Source organism: Natronococcus sp. CG52, assembly GCF_023913515.1.
Classification (GTDB): domain Archaea; phylum Halobacteriota; class Halobacteria; order Halobacteriales; family Natrialbaceae; genus Natronococcus; species Natronococcus zhouii.
This window is the reverse complement of sequence record NZ_CP099391.1, coordinates 2,837,245-2,855,279: the sequence shown is the minus strand read 5'-3', so window position 1 is coordinate 2,855,279 and position 18,035 is coordinate 2,837,245. Positions and strand designations below refer to the sequence as shown.

General features: G+C 66.6%; 19 protein-coding genes. 5 read left to right on the top strand and 14 right to left on the bottom strand.

Annotated elements, in window-relative coordinates:
* The first annotated feature begins 229 nt into the window (after positions 1 to 229).
* On the top strand, positions 230 to 3,970 hold the full coding sequence (locus NED97_RS14380) for a DUF7282 domain-containing protein (protein WP_252490633.1): 3,741 nt from the start codon (positions 230 to 232) through the stop codon (positions 3,968 to 3,970).
* 85 nt (positions 3,971 to 4,055) lie between these two features.
* Here the strand turns inward: NED97_RS14380 and NED97_RS14375 are convergent, their stop codons facing one another.
* Positions 4,056 to 4,346 carry a DUF7545 family protein gene (locus tag NED97_RS14375; protein ID WP_252487708.1) on the bottom strand — a complete coding sequence of 97 codons (291 nt, stop codon included), beginning with the start codon at positions 4,344 to 4,346 and terminating at the stop codon, positions 4,056 to 4,058.
* Positions 4,347 to 4,457: 111 nt separating this feature from the next.
* Between NED97_RS14375 and NED97_RS14370 the strand changes: the two genes are divergently transcribed.
* Positions 4,458 to 4,601 carry a DUF7557 family protein gene (locus tag NED97_RS14370; RefSeq protein ID WP_252487707.1) on the top strand — a complete coding sequence of 48 codons (144 nt, stop codon included), beginning with the start codon at positions 4,458 to 4,460 and terminating at the stop codon, positions 4,599 to 4,601.
* 16 nt (positions 4,602 to 4,617) lie between these two features.
* On the opposite strand, the gene NED97_RS14365 is transcribed toward NED97_RS14370, so the two are convergent.
* The 6 genes from NED97_RS14365 to NED97_RS14340 form a co-directional block, all read right to left on the bottom strand.
* Positions 4,618 to 5,073, bottom strand: coding sequence for a DUF5799 family protein (locus NED97_RS14365; protein WP_252487706.1), 456 nt, complete (start codon positions 5,071 to 5,073; stop codon positions 4,618 to 4,620).
* Positions 5,074 to 5,167: 94 nt separating this feature from the next.
* Positions 5,168 to 5,668, bottom strand: coding sequence for a gamma carbonic anhydrase family protein (locus NED97_RS14360; protein ID WP_252487705.1), 501 nt, complete (start codon positions 5,666 to 5,668; stop codon positions 5,168 to 5,170).
* Positions 5,669 to 6,031: 363 nt separating this feature from the next.
* Positions 6,032 to 6,304, bottom strand: a complete 273-nt coding sequence (locus tag NED97_RS14355) for a DUF3006 domain-containing protein (RefSeq protein ID WP_252487704.1) — start codon at positions 6,302 to 6,304, stop codon at positions 6,032 to 6,034.
* Positions 6,304 to 7,341: a ComEC/Rec2 family competence protein gene (locus NED97_RS14350; RefSeq protein WP_252487703.1), complete on the bottom strand. Its 1,038-nt coding sequence runs from the start codon at positions 7,339 to 7,341 to the stop codon at positions 6,304 to 6,306. Before NED97_RS14350 ends, NED97_RS14355 begins: the two co-directional genes overlap by 1 nt.
* A gap of 148 nt (positions 7,342 to 7,489) precedes the next feature.
* Positions 7,490 to 7,885 carry an OsmC family protein gene (locus tag NED97_RS14345; protein ID WP_252487702.1) on the bottom strand — a complete coding sequence of 132 codons (396 nt, stop codon included), beginning with the start codon at positions 7,883 to 7,885 and terminating at the stop codon, positions 7,490 to 7,492.
* A 125-nt stretch (positions 7,886 to 8,010) separates the two neighbouring features.
* Positions 8,011 to 8,739, bottom strand: coding sequence for a metal-dependent hydrolase (locus NED97_RS14340; protein WP_252487701.1), 729 nt, complete (start codon positions 8,737 to 8,739; stop codon positions 8,011 to 8,013).
* A gap of 332 nt (positions 8,740 to 9,071) precedes the next feature.
* Between NED97_RS14340 and NED97_RS14335 the strand changes: the two genes are divergently transcribed.
* The gene (locus NED97_RS14335; RefSeq protein WP_252487700.1) at positions 9,072 to 9,335 is read left to right on the top strand and encodes a hypothetical protein; all 264 of its coding nucleotides are present in this window, start codon (positions 9,072 to 9,074) and stop codon (positions 9,333 to 9,335) included.
* Positions 9,336 to 9,438: 103 nt separating this feature from the next.
* Positions 9,439 to 11,589, top strand: a complete 2,151-nt coding sequence (locus NED97_RS14330) for a DHH family phosphoesterase (protein ID WP_252487699.1) — start codon at positions 9,439 to 9,441, stop codon at positions 11,587 to 11,589.
* A 91-nt stretch (positions 11,590 to 11,680) separates the two neighbouring features.
* On the opposite strand, the gene NED97_RS14325 is transcribed toward NED97_RS14330, so the two are convergent.
* Complete coding sequence (locus NED97_RS14325; RefSeq protein WP_252487698.1) at positions 11,681 to 12,544, bottom strand: helix-turn-helix transcriptional regulator; 864 nt, start codon at positions 12,542 to 12,544, stop codon at positions 11,681 to 11,683.
* 126 nt (positions 12,545 to 12,670) lie between these two features.
* Between NED97_RS14325 and NED97_RS14320 the strand changes: the two genes are divergently transcribed.
* Positions 12,671 to 13,750: an SAM-dependent methyltransferase gene (locus NED97_RS14320; RefSeq protein ID WP_252487697.1), complete on the top strand. Its 1,080-nt coding sequence runs from the start codon at positions 12,671 to 12,673 to the stop codon at positions 13,748 to 13,750.
* Positions 13,751 to 14,284: 534 nt separating this feature from the next.
* On the opposite strand, the gene mnhG is transcribed toward NED97_RS14320, so the two are convergent.
* From mnhG to NED97_RS14290, 6 genes are read right to left on the bottom strand one after another with little or no spacing between them, the layout of a single operon-like run.
* Complete coding sequence (mnhG, locus tag NED97_RS14315) at positions 14,285 to 14,653, bottom strand: monovalent cation/H(+) antiporter subunit G (RefSeq protein ID WP_252487696.1); 369 nt, start codon at positions 14,651 to 14,653, stop codon at positions 14,285 to 14,287.
* On the bottom strand, positions 14,653 to 14,943 hold the full coding sequence (locus tag NED97_RS14310; RefSeq protein WP_252487695.1) for a monovalent cation/H+ antiporter complex subunit F: 291 nt from the start codon (positions 14,941 to 14,943) through the stop codon (positions 14,653 to 14,655). Before NED97_RS14310 ends, mnhG begins: the two co-directional genes overlap by 1 nt.
* Complete coding sequence (locus tag NED97_RS14305; RefSeq protein ID WP_252487694.1) at positions 14,936 to 15,541, bottom strand: Na+/H+ antiporter subunit E; 606 nt, start codon at positions 15,539 to 15,541, stop codon at positions 14,936 to 14,938. Before NED97_RS14305 ends, NED97_RS14310 begins: the two co-directional genes overlap by 8 nt.
* Positions 15,538 to 17,205, bottom strand: coding sequence for a complex I subunit 5 family protein (locus NED97_RS14300; RefSeq protein ID WP_382207004.1), 1,668 nt, complete (start codon positions 17,203 to 17,205; stop codon positions 15,538 to 15,540). Before NED97_RS14300 ends, NED97_RS14305 begins: the two co-directional genes overlap by 4 nt.
* Positions 17,202 to 17,555 (bottom strand): sodium:proton antiporter, encoded by a 354-nt coding sequence (locus tag NED97_RS14295; RefSeq protein ID WP_252487692.1) that lies wholly within the window; start codon positions 17,553 to 17,555, stop codon positions 17,202 to 17,204. Before NED97_RS14295 ends, NED97_RS14300 begins: the two co-directional genes overlap by 4 nt.
* Complete coding sequence (locus NED97_RS14290; protein WP_252487691.1) at positions 17,552 to 18,016, bottom strand: MnhB domain-containing protein; 465 nt, start codon at positions 18,014 to 18,016, stop codon at positions 17,552 to 17,554. Before NED97_RS14290 ends, NED97_RS14295 begins: the two co-directional genes overlap by 4 nt.
* Positions 18,017 to 18,035: the final 19 nt, after the last annotated feature.

Below are 18,035 nucleotides of genomic sequence, written 5' to 3'. Positions count from 1 at the left end.
CGATCGAACCGAGTCGCGCGCTCGAGGGCGACGTGCAACGATTATCGGTGACGAAGGCGTTGGCCTGTCTCCGTAACACGACATTGTCTCTGCCGACTAACTGGAACGACCGATAGGGATTATTCGTCGCGTTGACGGCGCTGTGGAGAGGAATGCGATCACTTCGCACAACTGGTGGGAGACGGAGGAAGCGCTCGAGGGTGCAGACGGCCGACGGGGCGTCGAGACCATGAATCGCGCCGCGTTCGTCGCGACGATGCTCTCCCTGTTGATGATTACGAGCGTCGTCGCACTGCCAGTTCTCGGCGGTGGGTCGCCGTTCGCTGACGGTACCGCCGAATCCGTCGACGACGTCGGGGGACAGGACTCGAATCCCGAAGTTGCGGCGCCCTCTCAGATCGATTCGACGGAGGGATCGTTCGAGCCGGTCGCGATAGGTACGGAAACGCCCGCGGACGCGTCGCTCGCTCAGGAGTCCGAGGAAGCCGTCGAAGACGGCGTCGACGAGGGAATCGCCCTCGTTCAGGCTCAGGGAATCGAGGTGACACAGGAGCAGCGCGCGGCGGCGCTCGAGGGTGCCCTGGAGTCGGCCGCACAGCACCAGGAGGCGAGCGTCGAGCAGGTCCAGGCGGCGACGAGCGGGGCTGTCCACGGCGCGTTGCTGCAGGAGCAGCGCCTCGAGGTCGAACAGGTCCAGTTCGCCGTCGGCGGGGCGACCGACGGCGCCCTCGCACAACATCAGACCGTAACTGCGACCCAGTTGCAGAGTGCAACGTGGGGCGCAACACACGGTGCGCTCGCCCAGGAACAGCGTGTGACCGTCGAACAGCTCCAGGTTGCAACCCGCGGCGCGGCCGCGGGCGCCGCGAGCGAGGCCGGCGAGCGAGACATCGACCGCGTCCCCGTCATCCAGGAGGCTGCCCAGGGATCGGCCTACGGCGTCCTCGAGCAGTACCAGACGATAACGGTCGAGCAGCGCCAGCACGTCACCCTGGAGCACGTCCAGCACGCCGCGGCCGGGGCGGCAGCCGGCGCGCTCGAGGGAAGCACGCGCGAAGCGCTCGAGGAGGTCCAGCAGGTCGACGTCGAGCAGCGCCAGGAGGTGACGATCAAGCAGGTCCAGAAGGCCGCGACCGGAGCCGCGAAGGGCGCGCTCGTCCAGCGACAGACGGTGACCGTCGAGCAGACCCAGGCCGCGGCCCGCGGAGCCGGGAAGGGGTCGCTGGTGCAGGTTCAGTCGGTCCGTATCGAACAGGTCCAGCGAATCACCATCACGCAGATACAGGAGGCCTCGTTCGGCGCGGCCAAGGGTGCGATCGTCCAGAGCCAGGAGGCGACGGTCGAGCAGATCCAGTCGGCCGCCGTCGGCAGTTCCGGAGGCGCGCTCGCCCAGCAACAGGAGGTGTCGATCACCCAGATCCAGCACGCCGCGGTCGGCGCCGCGGAGGGTGCGGTCGAGTCGGCGATCCAGTACCAGGTCGTGGAGGTCGAACAGATCCAGGCCGCCGCCTTCGGCGCGGGCGAGGGTGCGGTCGTCCAGAAACAGGTCGTCGATGTCGTGCAGGTCCAGCGACTCGCCGCGGGGGCCTCGAGCGGCTCGCTCTCGCAGCACCAGACGGCGTCGGTCGAACAGATCCAGACGGCGGCAAGGGGTGCCTGCGAGGAGACGGCGCGACTCGTCCAGTACCAGCGCATCAGCGTCACGCAGCTGCAGGTGCTCACCCAGGAGAGCGCGGCCGGCGCGGCCGCCTACGCGGCTGAAGAGGGAATCGAGGGCGAGACCGAGATCGTCCAGTACCTCGGGATCGAGATCGAACAGCGACTCGAGGAGATCGACGAAGTCGAGGGCGAGGCGCGACTCTCGTTCCCCGAGCAGGAAACCGACGGCGAGACGGTCGTCGTCGATTCGATCGAGCTCTCCGAGGGCGGGTTCGTCGCGATCCACGACGAGCGGTTCCTCGAGGGCGAGGCGGCGGAGAGCGTCCGCGGCGTCTCCGACTCCCTCGAGTCCGGCGAGCACGAGAGCGTCGAGATCGACCTCGAGGAGCCGCTCGAGGAGGAGCGCCAGCTGATCGCGGTCGCGCACCTGGATACGAACGAGAACGAGGCGTTCGACTACGTCGACACCGACGGCGAGGAGGACGTTCCGTACGTCGGTGCGGGCGGCGTTCCCGTGATGGACCAGACGCTCGTGACGCTCGAGGAGGAGCCCGAGACGATCCTCGAGGTCGAGGATCAGGAGGCCGGCGGTGAGCGTCTGCTCGTCGGCGCGGCGTCGGCACCCGTCGAGTACACCGTCACTGCGTCGTACGACGGCGAAACGGTCGAGAGCGAAGCGTTCGAGGCCGAAGAGACGGTCACGGGACTGGAACTCGATCTCGAGCCGCCGATCGAAGAGAACACGACCGTCGAGGTCGCCGTCGTCGACGCCGACGGCGAGGTGCTGGCGAGCGAGACGGTCGAGTACGCGATCGAGGAGCCCGATCCGGATCCCACTGCGGAGCTCTCGGTCGAGGATCAACAGGGTGACGGCGAATCGCTGGCCGTCGAGGAGGCCAGCGCAGCCGTCGAGTACGCACTCAGTGTTACCGACGAGGACGGCCAACAGCTCGCCGAAACCGACCCGTTCGACGCGAACGAAACGATCGAGAACGAGTCGATCCCGCTCGACCCGCCGCTCGAGGAAGACGCGACGCTCGAGGTCGCCGTCGTCGACGCCGACGGCGAGGTGCTGGCGAGCGAGACGATCGAGTACGCGTTCGACGTCGCCTTCGACGTCGAGTTCGTGGACTGCACCAGGGCCGAAGTTACGGCCTCGCTCGAGGACGGCGATCAGGTCGCAGCGAGCACCGGCTTCTACGACGCCGGCGGGTTCGGAAACACGATCATCGAGGACTGGATCACCGTCGGCGAAGACGTCGAAGCGCCGTTTACCGGGACGATCGTCTTCGAGGTCGGGGCGGAAGACGAGTTCACGGGCGACGAGATAACCGTCGGCGTCTCGGAGTACGGACCCTACGGAACCTACGTCTCCGGAATTAGCTCACCGACGGCGATCCCGACGGCCACTATCGACCATCCGAACCCGGAGGGAGAGGCGTGTCTGGAGGCCGTTCGGCCGGCAGAACCGTCGATATTCGTCGCCGATACGGCGGTCGGTGAGGACGCGATCGACGTAACTTTCGGCTACGAGAACCCCAACGACGCCCCCCTCGTCGTCGGGAGCGAGTTCGTCGAGGGAACGACCGCGGACGAGCCGCCGGCCGAACTCGACTCCGGCGAGGGCGAGTTCACCGTCGAGTGGACGCCTCAGGAGGACGAGGAACGACTCGTCTGGGAGGTGGACCTCTCGCAGTACGACTACGACGAGGCGCTGACCGCCGAGACGCCGTCCGCGGGCGAGCTCGATCCGTCCGAGCCCGCGACGTTCGCCGTCTCGATCACGGAGACGAATTCGCCCGTCGAACGGGGCGAGCCGCTCGAGGTCGCCGCCGACCTCGCGAACGTCGGCGACGAGGACGGAACGCAGGAGATCGCGCTCGCGGTCGGCGGTACCGAGGTCGACTCCACGACGCTCAGCCTCGAGCCCGACGCATCAGCGTCCGCGACGCTGGTAGCCGACACCGCGGATCTCGAGCCGGGCGAGTACACGGCGACCGTCTCGAGCGAAGACGACGCCGCGGAGACGCCGATAGTGATCGAGGCAGCCCCGGACGAGCCCGCCGAGGACCCTGTCGAGGAGGAAGAGGAACCCGTCGAAGCGGACGAGTCGGCCGAGGATCCGACCGACGAATCAGGAGGCGATCCCGCCGAGGAGCCCGCGGGTGACCCGGCTGAGGATCCTGCGGACGAGCCGACGGACGACCCAGCGGACGAGTCGACCGAGGATCCGGCAGCTGATCCCGCTGATGACCCCGACAACGAATCGGCGAACGATCCGGCTGCCAGCAACCGAGCAGTCGCTTCGTAGCGAGAGCGCTGTTCTCTGCAGGAACCTGAGAATTCGATCGTCGCGATACTGGCACCTCTCGAGTACCGTTCCCGAGTCGGTATCGTCAGTGCTGGTGGCCGGTCGCCTCGCCGAACGTCACGCCGAAGCGCTCCTCGAACAGCTCCATCACGCGTTCCTCCTGGGCCTCGAGGTTCTCGTCCGTCTCGTCGCCGTGGTGGACGAAGTGGTGAGCGCGACTGGCGAACGAGAGGAGGGTGATGTCGCCGATCGTCTCGGCGGCGTCCTGGTCGCCCTCGGCGAGAAGGTCGACGAGTTCCGCGGGGAGTGTAACGTCGTCAGTCGCGCCGTCGTCGGTCGAGATCGAGATCGAGATCGTTTCGACTTCGTCTGTCATACCCGTACGATCGGGTGGTACGCGTAAAGATGCTGTGGCTCGGGCGCGTCGTCGCGTGGCCGGCACGAGAGCGCCACGACACTTTTGCCACTCCGTGACCACTGGTCACGTATGCCTAGCATCGAACTCGAGGAGGAAACCATCGAACGCCTGGACGGACTCCGCATCGAGGACGAGTCCTACGACGAGCTCGTCATGGAGCTGATCAGCATCTACGAAGCCAGCGAGTACACGCTCTTTCACGCCGGCGATTGAGTCCTACCGGGACGATTCAGCCGTCGGCGACGTCCTCTCGAACGGCGTTCCACCGGCCGTTCGACTCGAGTTTCGACTGAAGTTCGTCCGCGTACTCCTGGGTAAGCCGTTCGGCCGCCCGCCGCTGCTCTTCGTGTGAGTCCCCGTCACCACCGAGGCCGAGCGCATCGAGGATGCTGCTCACGACGCCGCCGGAGGAACTCGAGCCGCCACCGCCGCCCCGGCCGCCCATCGCGCCCATCTGGGCGTCGAGGTTGTCGAGTTCGGGAAGGATCTGGTCGACCTTCTCCGTGTTGGCGACGATCCGCGCCCGGTCGGGGTCGTCGGGGTGTTCGATCTCGAACTCGGTCGCGGTCATGACCAGGCTCCACTGCTGGCTCGAGAACTGCGACTCTGCGATGCGCGAGGAGAACTCCTGATCGACGGTCATCCGCTCCCCGACGATCCGGTCCGTCCACGAGTTGTCACTCATGACAGTCGGTTGAGTCGGTGGCTGTATCAGCGTTTCCCTCGACTATACTGTCGGCTGTAGGTCAGCATGGTGGATTCGCCGGATCTCCGGCCGATCAGTCCAGCCGTTCCGAGGTCTTCTCGTGGCGAGTCGCGAGTTCGACGTACCGGTCGGCGGTCGCCTCGAGACGCGGATCGTCGACCTCGGCTTTCGGCTCGGCTGGCGATCCGGCGACGAGCGTCGACGGAGGGACGTCGGTGCCCTCCGTGACGACGCTACCGGCCGCGACGACGGCTCCCTCTCCGATACGGGCGCCGTCGAGAACGACGGCGTTCATGCCGATCAGCGCGCCCTCACTGACGGTCGCGTCGTGGACGATCGCGCTGTGGCCGACCGTCGCGGACGGTCGTAATTCGGCGTCCTCGTGCAGGACGGCGTTGTCCTGTACGTTCGCTCCCTCGCCGACGACGATCTGGCCGTGATCGCCTCGAAGCGTGGTGTTCGGCCAGACGCTGGCGTCGGCTTCGACGACGACGTCGCCGATGACGACTGCGGTCTCGTCGACGTACGCGGAGTCAGCAACCCGGGGTTCGGTCCCATCGAACGAGCGAAGCATACTCGTTCCCTCTCGAGAGGGGCGCTTGAATCTACGCGTTGATCGAGTCTCTGCCGTTTCTGAAGGTTCACCGACACTGGAACTCTCGAATACCAACGTGTGTTGGGAGTAGTTCTAATGCAATCCCCGCAGTTGGTGTGAGTAGGCAGCGGACGGACATACTCGAAACATCCGCAGACCGCTGCCGTAACGAAGGCCCCATCTTCGACCCCAGGAAGTTTACCCCACTTCCGTTCCACCGAAGACAGCCACCTTCGATCAGGGGGGTTCGACCCCGCTTCCGTTCCACCCAAGACAGTCACCTTGATTAGGGGGGTCCGGCCCCACTTTCGTTTCTCTCTTCGAAGCTCCCGGTCAGAGACGTCACTCGTCGGGCAGTCGTTCGGAGAGCCGATCGAACCGATCCTGTGCGGACGCCTTTCGATCACGTTCGTCGTCGGGGCGGTACTCCATCTCGCGTAGCGTCCCGTCCTCGAGCGTGGCGGCGAAGACGGCTCCCTCGTGGCGTCCGTCTTCGGGAAGCCGCTCGACGTCGAGCGCGTACTCGTCGACGATCGCTCCCTTCTCCTCGAGCAGCAACACGGCCGTGGTGCCGTCGACGATGCGATCGAGTACTGCTGTGGCGGTGTCACTCATTATCCGGGTAGACGAGCCCGAGCGGGATCAATCGAGGGGTAGATCGCAACCCCTTCGTCGACCGACGCCGCGGTCGCCTCGAGTTTCCACTCGAGCAGGGCTTCCGGATCTGTCGGGGCCTCCCGCTCGGTCGCGACGGACAGCTCGTCGCCGTCGGTCGTAAGCACGACGTCGCCGTGGGCGGCGGTCCAGTAGGTTTCGATCTCGCGGTCGGCGAAGCTCTCGAACACCTCGTCGTGCGGGTGGCCGTACTGGGAGTTCTCCGCGCTCGAGATGACTGCGACCTGCGGATCGACGGCCTCGAGGAACGGTTCGGTCGACGAGGTCGACGAACCGTGGTGGCCGGCCTGATAGGCGTCCGCCTCGAGTTCGTCGCTCCGGTCGTCGACGAGCCGCTGCTCGACGTCCCGTTCGGCGTCCCCGGTCGTCAGATACGAGAACTCGCCGAACTCCACGACCAGCGCCACGCTATTGTAGTGGAGTCCGTCGCCCGAATCACCCTCGGCCGGATTCAGCACGGTCGCGTCGACGGTCCCGCTCTCGAGCGGGAGGTCGTTGCCCTCCTCGACCTGGAAGAGTCTGATTTCGTACTCCTCGACGGCGTCGAGGTAGTCGTCGTAGGCCGCGCTCGTGTGGACGACGCCGGAGTCGTAGGCTGCGCCGACACCGTCGTGGTGTTCCTCGAAGTGTTCGATAACGGCGGCGTGACCCCCGATGTGGTCGGCGTGGGCGTGCGTCGCGATCAGATGGTCGATCCGGTCGACATCCTGGGCCTCGAGGTAGTCGATGATGTCCCGGCCGTCGTTTCGCCAGTCGCCCGTATCGATCAGTATCGTCTCGCCGTCGGGTGTGATCAGCAGCGTCGAATCGGCCTGTCCGGCGTCGATGTGGTGGATCTCGAGTTCGCCGTCCGTTCCGGTGTTCTCCGTTCCGACGTTTTCGTCGTCCTCGGAGTCCTCCCCGAGACCCACACCGCCGATGCAACCGCCAAAGGCGACCAGTCCGACGGCCGTCAGAACCACGAGCGCTCGTCGCATGTCCGGTCAGAAGCGTGCCGAACGTATGTGAATTGGGAGTGGTCAGAAGGCGTTACAATCACTACGTTCTACAGTCCGGCGCCAGCGGTGCCCCTGCACGACTCGAGAGGCGAAAAACGGCGGACGAGAGTACGGATCTGATGCGGCGTCAGAACGCGCCGCCTTCGAAACTCGTGTCGGCGTGGAGACTCTCTTTCAGCGCGTCGTGAACCTTGCAGAGTTCGAACCCGCGTTCGACGATCTTCTCGCCGGTCTCGTCGTCGACGTCAGCCTCGACGCGGATATCGAAGTGGACCGACTCGAGTTTGTCGTCGTCGTTGAGCTCGCCCGTGCTCTCGATCTCGATCTGGCCGAGGTCGTCGACGCCGCGCTGCTGACCGCCGACGCGCAGTGCCGGAACGTAACAGGAGCCGTAGGCGGCGAGCAGACTCTCGAGCGTATCCGGTCCGTCCTCCCCGTTGGAATCGATCGTCGTTTCGAAGTCGCGGATCTCGTTCGTCGCGCTGAAGCCCTCCTCGGAGACGGTGGTAACCTGTTTCGACATAGCAGTCGAGACATCCACAGCCGGTGCCGTAAACGTTGTTCTCGCGGTCAATACGGTCTGTATCGAGAACGAAAACGGTCGCGAGTACCGGCGCGGGATCGACGACGGCGGCGACGAGTATCGCGTTAGCTCTCGAGATCGAACGGCTCGTCGGCCTCGAGCGCGTGGACCTCGGCGCCACTGCCCGTCGCCTCGACTTCCCGTTCGAAGTCTTCGGGATCCTGCTCGATCGGCGGGAAGGTGTCGTAGTGCATCGGGAACGCGCGGTCGACGTCGAGCCAGTCGACCGCGACGGCGGCCTGCCACGGTCCCATCGTGAAGTGGTCGCCGACCGGGACCGCGGCCGCGTCAGGCTCGAGGTACGGCCCGATGACCTCGCGCATCTCGGTCATCAGCCCGGTGTCGCCGGCGTGGTAGAACGTCGTCGAGTCCTCGTCGGAAACCTGGGTGGGTTTCGTATCGGAGATGACGAAGCCGGCCGGCATTCCCGCGTCGACGTCGTGCTCGGTCATGATGCCGTTCGTGTGGTCGGCGCGGTGCATCGTCACGAAGGCGTCGCCGCACTCGACGGTGCCGCCGATGTTCATCCCCATCCCGCCGACGGCGTCCTCGTAGCCGAACTCTTCCTCGCAGTAGGAGACCAGTTCGGGCGTCGCGACCAGCGTCGCGTCCGAGAACTCGCCCGCGTGAGCGATGTGATCGGCGTGACCGTGAGTCAGTAGCACGTAGTCGGGCGTGTCGACGTCTGACGGCTCGAGATCCGTCTTCGGATTGTCGAAGAACGGGTCGATCAGCAGGTCGGTGTCGCCGACGGTGACGTGCCACGTCGAGTGGCCGTGCCAGGTGACTTGCATAGCGGGTGAACCGTTAGTCGGAGGGTGCCTTAAAACTGGTCGAGGGGACCGTCACGTCTTCGGGTAGAGCGCGGCGCAGGAAAGCCGCCAGCCGACGTTCGGCGTCGAGTCGTCCGCCTGCATCGGTTTATTCGACGGCTAAGGCCGGATGAACTTCCCCATACTTATGGGGGTCGTCTCGGAAGAAACGAACGCCGCACGCGATTGACACACCACGCATGCGGTGCGGTCGGGACGATCGTATCCCGACGCGCTTTTCCGTAAACGGAACGTCGGCGAGCGAGCCGACCCCGATGCCGTGACGTTTTTTATGCGGGAGCCGTACGGCGACTATGCTCGCACTGACACTCGAGGACTTCATGGTAGAGCTGAACGAGGGATCGATCAAGAACGTCGGCCCGACGAACAAGTCGGCGACGGTCAAGCTGTTCGACGTCGACTCCGCGGAGGCGCGCGAGTTCGGCGACAAGCGCGTCAAACTCGTCTTCGAAGACGACGACGACAACGAAATTCAGGTCTCGCTGTTCCCCGAGGACGTCCGCAAGATCGCCGACGATATCGAGGCGCTCGAGGACGATTCGCCGGTCTTCGAGTGAGCGTCCGCCGATTCCGACCGTTCGTTTCGCACACGCGGTGACTGATACCGCTGCGAGTGCATTTCGACAACCGTTTTAGGACGAACCTGCTTTGTTCGAGTAGATGGGTAACTGTATCATCTGCGGTACGCCTGTTGACGGCGAGATCTGCAAGAGTCACGAGGAGGATGCCGTTTTCGAATTCCACGGCACGTCCGCCTCGCAGCTCACCCCCGGTCGGTACTACCGCGGGGCCGTCGACGGCTACGCCGACTTCGGAGTGTTCGTCGACATCGGCGATCACGTCACCGGTCTGTTGCACAGAAGCGAACTCGACCAACGGCTCGAGAGTCTCGACTGGGAGCCCGGCGACGACGTCTACGTCCAGGTTCTCGACGTCCGGGACAACGGGAACGTCGACCTCGGCTGGTCGATCCGCCAGCGCGAACGCGAGTTCCGCGGCAAGCTGATCGAGACGGCCGACGACGAGTTCCTCCCCGAGGAGTTCGAGGACGGCGAGTCCGGCGAGTCCGAGAACGACTCCGGTCCGAGCGCGAGTGCCGACGATTCCGGCCCTCGAGCGAGCGCCGACGACTCGGGTCCGAGCGACGAGAGCTCGCCCGCAACGGGTGGCGCGGACTCCGTCGCCGCCGAGAGCGGTTCCGTCGCAGCGGAGACGGCCGCGACGTCGACGCCGACGACCGACGACGCCGCCGACGCCGAACCCGAATCGGAACCGGCGCTCAAGCGAACGACGGTCACCGCAATCGAGAACCAGGTCGGTAGCGTCGTCCGCCTCGAGGGCGAGATCACCGGCGTCCGACAGACCTCCGGGCCGACGGTCTTCGAACTGCGCGACGAGACCGGGACTGTCGAGTGTGCGGCGTTCGAGGAAGCCGGCGTCCGCGCCTACCCCGACGTCGACGTCGACGACGTCGTCGCGCTCGAGGGCGAGATCGAGCGCCACCACGGCGACCTGCAGGTCGAGACCGAGACCCTCGACGTGCTCGAGAACGAAGCCCGCGAAACCGTCGTCGAGCGCCTCGAGAGCGCGATCGAGAGCGAGGCCCGACCGGCGGCAGTCTCGCTGCTGGCCGACCACGACGCGGTCACCGCCGTCGAGGACGAACTCGTCGACGCCGCGACGTCGATCCGACGGGCCATCATGGAGGCCCGTCCGGTCGTCGTCCGCCACGCCGCGACCGCCGACGGCTACGTCGCCGGCGCCGCCATCGAACGCGCCGTGCTCCCGCTGATCCGCGAGAAGCACACCCGCGAGGACGCGGAGTACCACTACTTCGAGCGCCGACCGCTCGAGGGGCGGGTCTACGATATGGACGCCGCGACGAACGACGTCACCTCGATGCTCGAAGCCCGCGACCGTCACGACGAGCAACTCCCGCTCGTCGTGCTCGTCGGTGCCGGATCGACGGTCGAGTCCGTCGACGGCTACGAACTGCTCTCGCTGTACGGTGCGGAAGCGCTCGTCATCGACGACAGCCGTGCCGACGAGGAAGTTACCGATGCGGTGACGGCCGCCGTCACCCCGTCGCTCGCCGGCGTCGACGTCGCCGACCTGACCTCGACGGCGCTCGCAGCCAACGTCGCCGCACACGTCAACGACGACGTTCGTGCCGACCTCGAGCACCTCCCCGCCGTCAGCTACTGGGAGGACACGCCCGAGGCCTACACCGACCTCGCGAGCGAGGCCGGCTACGACGAGACGGGAATCTCCGAGCGCCGCGAGGCCGTCGCGCTCGAGGCCTACTACCAGAGCTACAAGGACAAGCGCGAACTCGTCGCCGACCTCCTGTTCAAGGACGGTGAGGGCGCGGGGACGGTTCGAGAGGGCGACCTCGCGGCTCACGTCTCCGAGCAGTTCCGCGACAAACTCGAGACCGAACTCGAGACCGCCCGGGAGAACCTCTCGGTTCGCGACGTCGGCGACGTCACGATGGCGCTGCTGGACACCGACGCGTTCACCCACCGTTACAACTTCCCGACGACGATCCTGCTGCTCGACGAACTCCACCGGCGCGAACGCGAGCACAACGAACCGCCGGTCGTCACGCTCGGCGTCGGCGAGGACGAACTCCACGTCCGCGCGACCGAGCCGGTGAACGTCCGCGACCTCGGCGACGCGATTGCGGAACGCGCGCCCAACGCTGGCGTCCACGTCCTCGGCGGTCGGGACGGTCACATCGAGTTCCTGCCCGGCGAACGCGACGCCGTCCAGGAGGCTGCGATCGAAGCACTCGGCGAGACGCTCGAGTAAGACGCGCCCTTCTCCGCTGTCCGCTAGACGACCAGCAGCACTCGCTTTGCCGCCATCGCCGCGGATACCAGCTTCCGGACGGCCGACTCGGTTACGCCGCCAGCGGCTCGGAGTCGGCCCGAATCCCCTCGAAGACGCGGGTCGCCCACTCGCGCGCGATCGTCGTGTCGGTGTCGACGAACACGCGCATCGTTCCGGTTTCCTCGTCGTAGCCGCCGACGCCGATCCGCTCGTCGAACAGCGCCAGTCCGTACGGAAGCGCGTCCCGCGTTCGGATGGCGACGTTCCCCTCGTCGATCGCGTCGTCGAGGGTCGTCTCCCGATCGTCGCGGAGCGTCTCGGCGGCGTCGGGTCGGTAGATGAGTTCGACCGAGCGGTTCTCGAGTACCCCGTCGGCGATCGCGTCGAGTCCGGGCGGGATCATGTGCGTGGTGTTGAACCCGCGGAAGCGCTCGCTCTCGCGTAAGAGTTCCAGGAACCGCGCGACGGGCGCGTACGGATCCGCGGGCGTGGCGACGGTGACCGTCGCGTCGGCGAACGGCTCGATGACGAACTCGTCGTGGTCCTCGCAGATGTAGTCGAACAGCGGATCGAGGCGGTGGGCCGTCCGGAGGTACGTCTCGAACTTCGAGACGCCGTAGGCGACGGTTTCGCCGAGTCCGGTCAGCCGGTACCGGCCGTCGACGCGCTCGCCGTAGCCCCGAGCTTCGAGCCAGCGAACGAATCGATGGCTCGTCGCCTTCGACACCCCGAGCGTCGACTCGATATCGCGTCGGTCGAGCGGCCCCGCGAGCAGCGCTCGCAGCAGCGGCCCGTGTCGGATCACGTCGATCATCTCGTCCGTGTCGGGGAACGAATCACCCCGTTCGTACTGCTCGCGAGCCCCGCCGAAGTCGAGGTCGTACCGGAGGAGCTCGTCGAGAATGTGCCGCGTTCCGGCGGTTCGCTCGGTCATGTCACTCGCTACCGATTGGTACGATGTTCGTCCGCTTAACCCTATCTCACGGCGTGAAACGGCGCTCTCCGGCTGATATCCCTCTCGAAAAGTAAGTATAGCGCCTTCGGTGCCGTCTCCCCGACTATGGGAACGAGTTCCACACGGATCGACCCGGAGCAGACCGAAGCCTTCCTCGAGCGAGCCGCAGATACCATGTCGCTGTTCGGGATGTACATCGGCGACCGACTGGGGTACTACGACGTACTGGCGACGAGACCGCTCACCGCGGCGGAACTGGCCGCGGCGACGGAAACGGACGAACGATACGCACGCGAGTGGCTCGAACACCAGACCGTCACCGGCGTGTTATCCGTCGAGAACCCGGACGCCGAGGCGCCCGGTCGACGCTACGCGCTTCCGGCGAGCTACGTCGAGGTTCTCTGCGAACCGGAGAGCCTGAACTACCTCGCGCCGCTCGCGAGCCTCGTCGCCAGCGTCGGCGCGCCCCTCGAGGACGTCATCTCGGCGTTTCGAACCGGCGACGGCGTCCCGTTCTCGGCTTACGGGGAGACCTGTCACGAGGGGATCGCGGCGATGAACCGGCCCGCGTTCGTCACCCAGCTCGGTCCCGAGTGGCTGGCGAGCATCCCCGACGTGGACGCGACGCTTCGGGCGGGCGGACGCGTCGCGGACGTCGGCTGCGGGCACGGCTGGTCCAGCATCGGCGTCGCCGAGCACTACACCGAGACCGTCGTCGACGGCTACGACCTCGACGCGGCGTCGGTCGAGCGGGCGAACGAAAACGCCGCCGAGCGCGGCGTCGAGGATCGGGTCGCCGTCCACAACCGCGACGCGGGGGATCCTGCTATCGACGGCGACTACGACCTCGTGATGGCGCTCGAGTGCGTCCACGACCTCTCGGATCCGGTCGCCGTCCTCGAGACGATGCGCCGACTCGCGGGTGAGGATGGCGCCGTCCTCATCGTGGACGAACGCGCGGGCGAGGCGTTCACGCCGGACGGGAACGAGATCGAGCCGCTGTTGTACGGCTTCAGCGTCCTGCACTGTCTCCCCGTCGGTATGGTCGACGACCCGGCGACGGGAACGGGAACCGTGATGCGTCCGAAGACGCTCGAGGCGTACGCGAGCGAGGCGGGCTTCTCGAGCGTCGAGGTGTTGCCGATCGAGAACCTCTTCTTCCGGTTCTACCGGCTCCACCGATGACCACTACTCCTCCACCCTCCGAATCCGCCCCACACGCGCATTCCCTGGAATTCGCCGACGGTCCGCATCGTCCTCCTGAGCACGCTGCTGGCGCCGCTCGGGGTGCCGCTGGTGAGCCCGACGCTCCCCGTGGTTCGCGAGACGGGCAACGAATTCGACGCTCGTCGGGGCAGGATTCGTCTGCCTGGCGGCCGGCTTCGCCGTCGCCTGGCTCGCCACCTCGGTGCTGGTGATCGCCGTCGCCACCGCGATCACCGGCGCGGGCATCGGACTCGTGTTGCCGTCGGTCGACGCCGAGGTGAGCGATCGGGTCGCCAGCCGGTACCTGGCCGGTGCGTTGAGCCTCCGCAACAGTACGACGTTTTTCGGCCGCACGCTGGGTCCCGGTCGCGTTCGCCGGGATCGCCGCGACGACCGGCTACGCGCCGCTGCTGCTCGGCGGTGCGATCGCCGCGCTCGCCGTCGCCGGGTTCGTCTTCGCGGGCGCACAGCCGATCGACGACGGCGATCGACTCGTCCCGCGAAGCTCGTAACTCAATCGCCGTCGGATCGGCTTTCGTCGCTTTCCTTCCGGTCTCCTTCGAGGATCGACTCGTCCGGCCAGGTAACGCTCCCGAGAAACGGGATTCCGATCCGTTCGGCGGAGCGAGCGATCATGTGCGCGCCCGTCGGGACGGTCAGGAAGAGGAAGACGATCCCGATAAGCGAGGTGAGCCCCTCGTTGCCCGGCCCGAAGTGAACGAAGCCGGCGAGGAAGATCGCGGCGGTGCCGAGCGTCGTGGGCTTGCTCGTCGCGTGCATTCGGTTGTAGACGTTCGGCAGGCGAAGTAGGCCGACCGTACCGACCGTCAGGAAGAAGCCGCCGACGACGATCAGCGCGATGACGAGAGCGGTCCGGATCATTATATCACCTCTCCTTCGATGACGAACTTCGCAACTGCGACCGTCGCGATGAAGCCGATGATCGCGAGTACGAGGCTCACGGTGATAAAGAGACCGCGGTCGGTCTGAATGGCGAAGAGGACGGCGATCGCGACGACGTTCGTCGCGATCGCGTCCAGTGCGACCACGCGGTCCGGATTCGTCGGTCCGCGGATCACGCGGTAGCTACAGAGCACGCACAGCCCGCTGACGAGAACCAGCGCCGCGCGAACGGTTAGTTCGAGGACGTCCGGACCGACCAGTTCACTCATCGTTATCACCTCGTGGATCGCGACCGTATCGTCGTTTCCGTTTCCCGCCGGAGATGACGATCTCTCGCGGCGGATCGTCGGGCGAGGCCGCTTCGTCGAACAGTTCGAGGGCGTAGTCCTCCCAGGTCCGGATGGGTGCGGCGATCGCCTCCGGATCGCGACCCTCGATCGCGTGGACGTAGAGTGCGTTCGTTTCCGCGTCGTAGTCCAGAGTGACCGTCCCGGGCGTGATCGTGACGCTGTTGGCGATGGTCGTGATCGCGAGGTCGGTCTCGACGCGCAGCGGCACGAGTATCACTTCGGGTTCGATCGGCATCCCGGGCGAGAGCACCCGGTAGGCCACGTCCACGTTCGCGCGCACGATCTCCCACGAGAAGGTCGCGAGATAGAGGCCGGCGTAGGGGAGCGCGCGAACTCCGCGGGCGAAATCGACGTGCTTGGCGTACAGCCGCCGGAAGACGAACGCCGTCGGCAACCCGACGGCGAGGCCGAGGAGGAACTGGCCGACCAGCGCCGCCAGAGTCAGTTCGATTCCGCGGACGAAGATCCACAGCACGGCGAAGGCGACGCCGGCGAGCGGCCAGGTTCTGACTCTCATTCGTGCTCACCTCCCTCGAGCCCCTCGATCTCCTCCGGGTCGGTCGGATCGACGGCGTCGACGTATCCGTCGGCGTCCAGCGCGGCCGTCGCGGCGGCGTCCGCGAACTCGTAGACCAGCTCGAACCCGATGCCGACTCCGACGATGGCCGCCGCGAGCGCGATCAGGACGCCGACCTGTACGGAATCGACGGCCGCGTTCTCGACGGCGGGCGTTCGCGCGCCCCAGAAGCTCCGGTTCCACATCCGGGTCGCGTAGGCGATGGTCAGCAGCGACCCGACGAGCAGCAGGCCGAGGACGGGAATCAATTCCGCTCGAGCCGCGGCATCGAAGACGAGAAACTTGCCGAAGAAGCCCGACAGCGGCGGAATACCGACGAGCGCGAGCGACCCGACGAAGAAGGCGATGGCCATCGGTGGCGATCGCCCCGCCAGCCCGCCGAGGTCGGCCAGTCGGCTCGTCCCGGTCGACGATCTGATCGCGCCGACCGCGAGGAAGAGCAGTCCCTTCGCCAGCGTGTGGTTGAGGGCGTAGACCAGCGCCGCGACGATGGCGAGGTGGCGCAACTCGGCGCTTCCGGTCGTCGCCGCGATGGCGACCGGGATCGCGATGAAGCCGACCTGGCCGATGCTCGAGTACGCGAGGACGCCCTCGATGGACTCGCGACCGACGGCGCCGATCCCGCCGACGAGGATGCTGGCGGCAGCCATGACGAACAGGGCGGCCCCGACGAACGCGGTCGGGGAGTTCCCGGCGACGACGGTTCCGAGTCCGGGGAGAGCGAGGTCGACCCCGACCTGCGCATCGCCGAAGACGGTAAAGGAGAGCCGGATGATCGCGTAGATGCCGACCTTTTTCGTCGCACCGGCCAGCAGGGCGGAGATCTGCGGCGGCGCGGCGCGATAGGCCGTCGGGATCCAGAACTGGAAGGGGACGAGGCCGGCCTTGATGGCGAAAACCGAGAGGAGCAAGGCGAGGAGGCCGACGACCGGGCCGGGGTCGATCCCGTACGCCGCCGGCTCGGCGAGTCGCCGAGCCAGATCGGCCATGTTGAGCGTGCCCGTCGTCGCGTAGATGCCGCCGACGCCGAGCAGGAAGACGGCGCTCGCGAGCAGGTTGAGCGCGACGTACCAGAAGGCGGCGCGAGTGTGCTGCGGGCCGCCGTAGTAGGCGACGAAGACGTAACTGGCCATCAACATCACCTCGAACCAGACGAACAGGTTGAACAGGTCGCCGGTGAGGAACGCGCCGGTGACGCCGAGCGCCAGGAAGTGAAACAGCGGGAAGTAGTAGCTCCGGCGATCGATTTCGGGCAGGACGCGCGTCGAGAAGACCAGCGACGCGATCCCGAGGATCGCGACCATGGTCAGCATGAACGCCGAGAGGCCGTCAGCCACGAGCGTGATGCCGAACGGGGCCGGCCAGTCTCCGAGCTGGTAGGTCGCGATCCCCGGTGCGTCGGGCGCGAGGACGACGTACCAGTCGATCGCCGCGACGACGACCGCGTAGGCCGCGCCACCTGCGAGGCTGACGCCGATTCGCGCCCGCGGCCACCGACCGAACAGCAGGCTGCCGACGCCCGCGACGAGAACGACCAGTATCGGTGCGATTACGAGTTGCGATTCCGTGCCGATCGGCGGCGCGGCCAGCGGGAGTTCCATCATTCGCGATCACCCAAGTCGGAGACGTCCAACGTGTCGTGTTCCTCGTAGACCCGGTACGACAGCACGAGCGCGAACGCGGTCATGCCGAAGCCGATGACGATCGCGGTCAAGACGAGCGCCTGAACCAGCGGATCGGCCGTCTCCGGCACGTGCTCGCCGTGTCCCGCGAGAACGGGCACCGTATCGGCGGTTCCCTCGACGATCCCGCCCATCGCCAGCAGGTAGACGTTCGCCGCCTGGCTGATGATGGCCAGCCCCCAGACGACCCGGATCAGGTCGCGTCTGAGGAGCAAGAACGTCCCGAGCGCGAACAGCGCGCCGACGACGAGCGCGAGGACGAACGCCGTCATTCGGCACCCACCACCGAGAGGATCGTCAGGAGTCCGCCGACGACGACGCAGAAGACGCCGAAGTCGAACGCGAGCGCGCTCGCGATCTCTACGTGGTGATAGATCGGCACGTCCTCGAACTCGACGAACGTCTGCGTAAGGAAGGGACGATCGAACAGCAGCGGGACGATTCCGCTCGTGACGGCGATCGCCAGTCCGTACTCGAACAGGCGCCGATAGGCCACGACGACGCGATCCCGCGAGGTCTCCTTTCCGAGATCGACGTCGCGGCCGAGAACCCCGCGTTCGAGGAAGTCGAGTCCGAACGCGAGGTAGATGATCGCGAACGCGGTCGTCGTGAGCACGCCGGCGATGAAGCCGCCGCCGGGGAGGTTGTGCCCCTCCACGAACAGCGAGGCCGCGACGACGAAGATGATCGGCACGACCGCTCGAGCGGTCGTGCGCATGATGACCGTCGTCACCGGCTCTCACCTCGAGTTC

Coding starts and splice junctions, on each gene's coding strand:
- NED97_RS14370 (WP_252487707.1), top strand. CDS start 4,458: ATGCCTAGCATCGAACTCGAGGAGGAAACCATCGAACGCCTGGACGGA.
- NED97_RS14325 (WP_252487698.1), bottom strand. CDS start 12,544: ATGACCGAGCGAACCGCCGGAACGCGGCACATTCTCGACGAGCTCCTC.
- NED97_RS14360 (WP_252487705.1), bottom strand. CDS start 5,668: ATGCTTCGCTCGTTCGATGGGACCGAACCCCGGGTTGCTGACTCCGCG.
- NED97_RS14320 (WP_252487697.1), top strand. CDS start 12,671: ATGGGAACGAGTTCCACACGGATCGACCCGGAGCAGACCGAAGCCTTC.
- NED97_RS14330 (WP_252487699.1), top strand. CDS start 9,439: ATGGGTAACTGTATCATCTGCGGTACGCCTGTTGACGGCGAGATCTGC.
- NED97_RS14345 (WP_252487702.1), bottom strand. CDS start 7,885: ATGTCGAAACAGGTTACCACCGTCTCCGAGGAGGGCTTCAGCGCGACG.
- NED97_RS14295 (WP_252487692.1), bottom strand. CDS start 17,555: ATGACGGCGTTCGTCCTCGCGCTCGTCGTCGGCGCGCTGTTCGCGCTC.
- NED97_RS14365 (WP_252487706.1), bottom strand. CDS start 5,073: ATGAGTGACAACTCGTGGACGGACCGGATCGTCGGGGAGCGGATGACC.
- mnhG (WP_252487696.1), bottom strand. CDS start 14,653: ATGATCCGGACCGCTCTCGTCATCGCGCTGATCGTCGTCGGCGGCTTC.
- NED97_RS14300 (WP_382207004.1), bottom strand. CDS start 17,205: ATGATGGAACTCCCGCTGGCCGCGCCGCCGATCGGCACGGAATCGCAA.
- NED97_RS14380 (WP_252490633.1), top strand. CDS start 230: ATGAATCGCGCCGCGTTCGTCGCGACGATGCTCTCCCTGTTGATGATT.
- NED97_RS14350 (WP_252487703.1), bottom strand. CDS start 7,341: ATGCGACGAGCGCTCGTGGTTCTGACGGCCGTCGGACTGGTCGCCTTT.
- NED97_RS14310 (WP_252487695.1), bottom strand. CDS start 14,943: ATGAGTGAACTGGTCGGTCCGGACGTCCTCGAACTAACCGTTCGCGCG.
- NED97_RS14305 (WP_252487694.1), bottom strand. CDS start 15,541: ATGAGAGTCAGAACCTGGCCGCTCGCCGGCGTCGCCTTCGCCGTGCTG.
- NED97_RS14335 (WP_252487700.1), top strand. CDS start 9,072: ATGCTCGCACTGACACTCGAGGACTTCATGGTAGAGCTGAACGAGGGA.
- NED97_RS14375 (WP_252487708.1), bottom strand. CDS start 4,346: ATGACAGACGAAGTCGAAACGATCTCGATCTCGATCTCGACCGACGAC.
- NED97_RS14355 (WP_252487704.1), bottom strand. CDS start 6,304: ATGAGTGACACCGCCACAGCAGTACTCGATCGCATCGTCGACGGCACC.
- NED97_RS14340 (WP_252487701.1), bottom strand. CDS start 8,739: ATGCAAGTCACCTGGCACGGCCACTCGACGTGGCACGTCACCGTCGGC.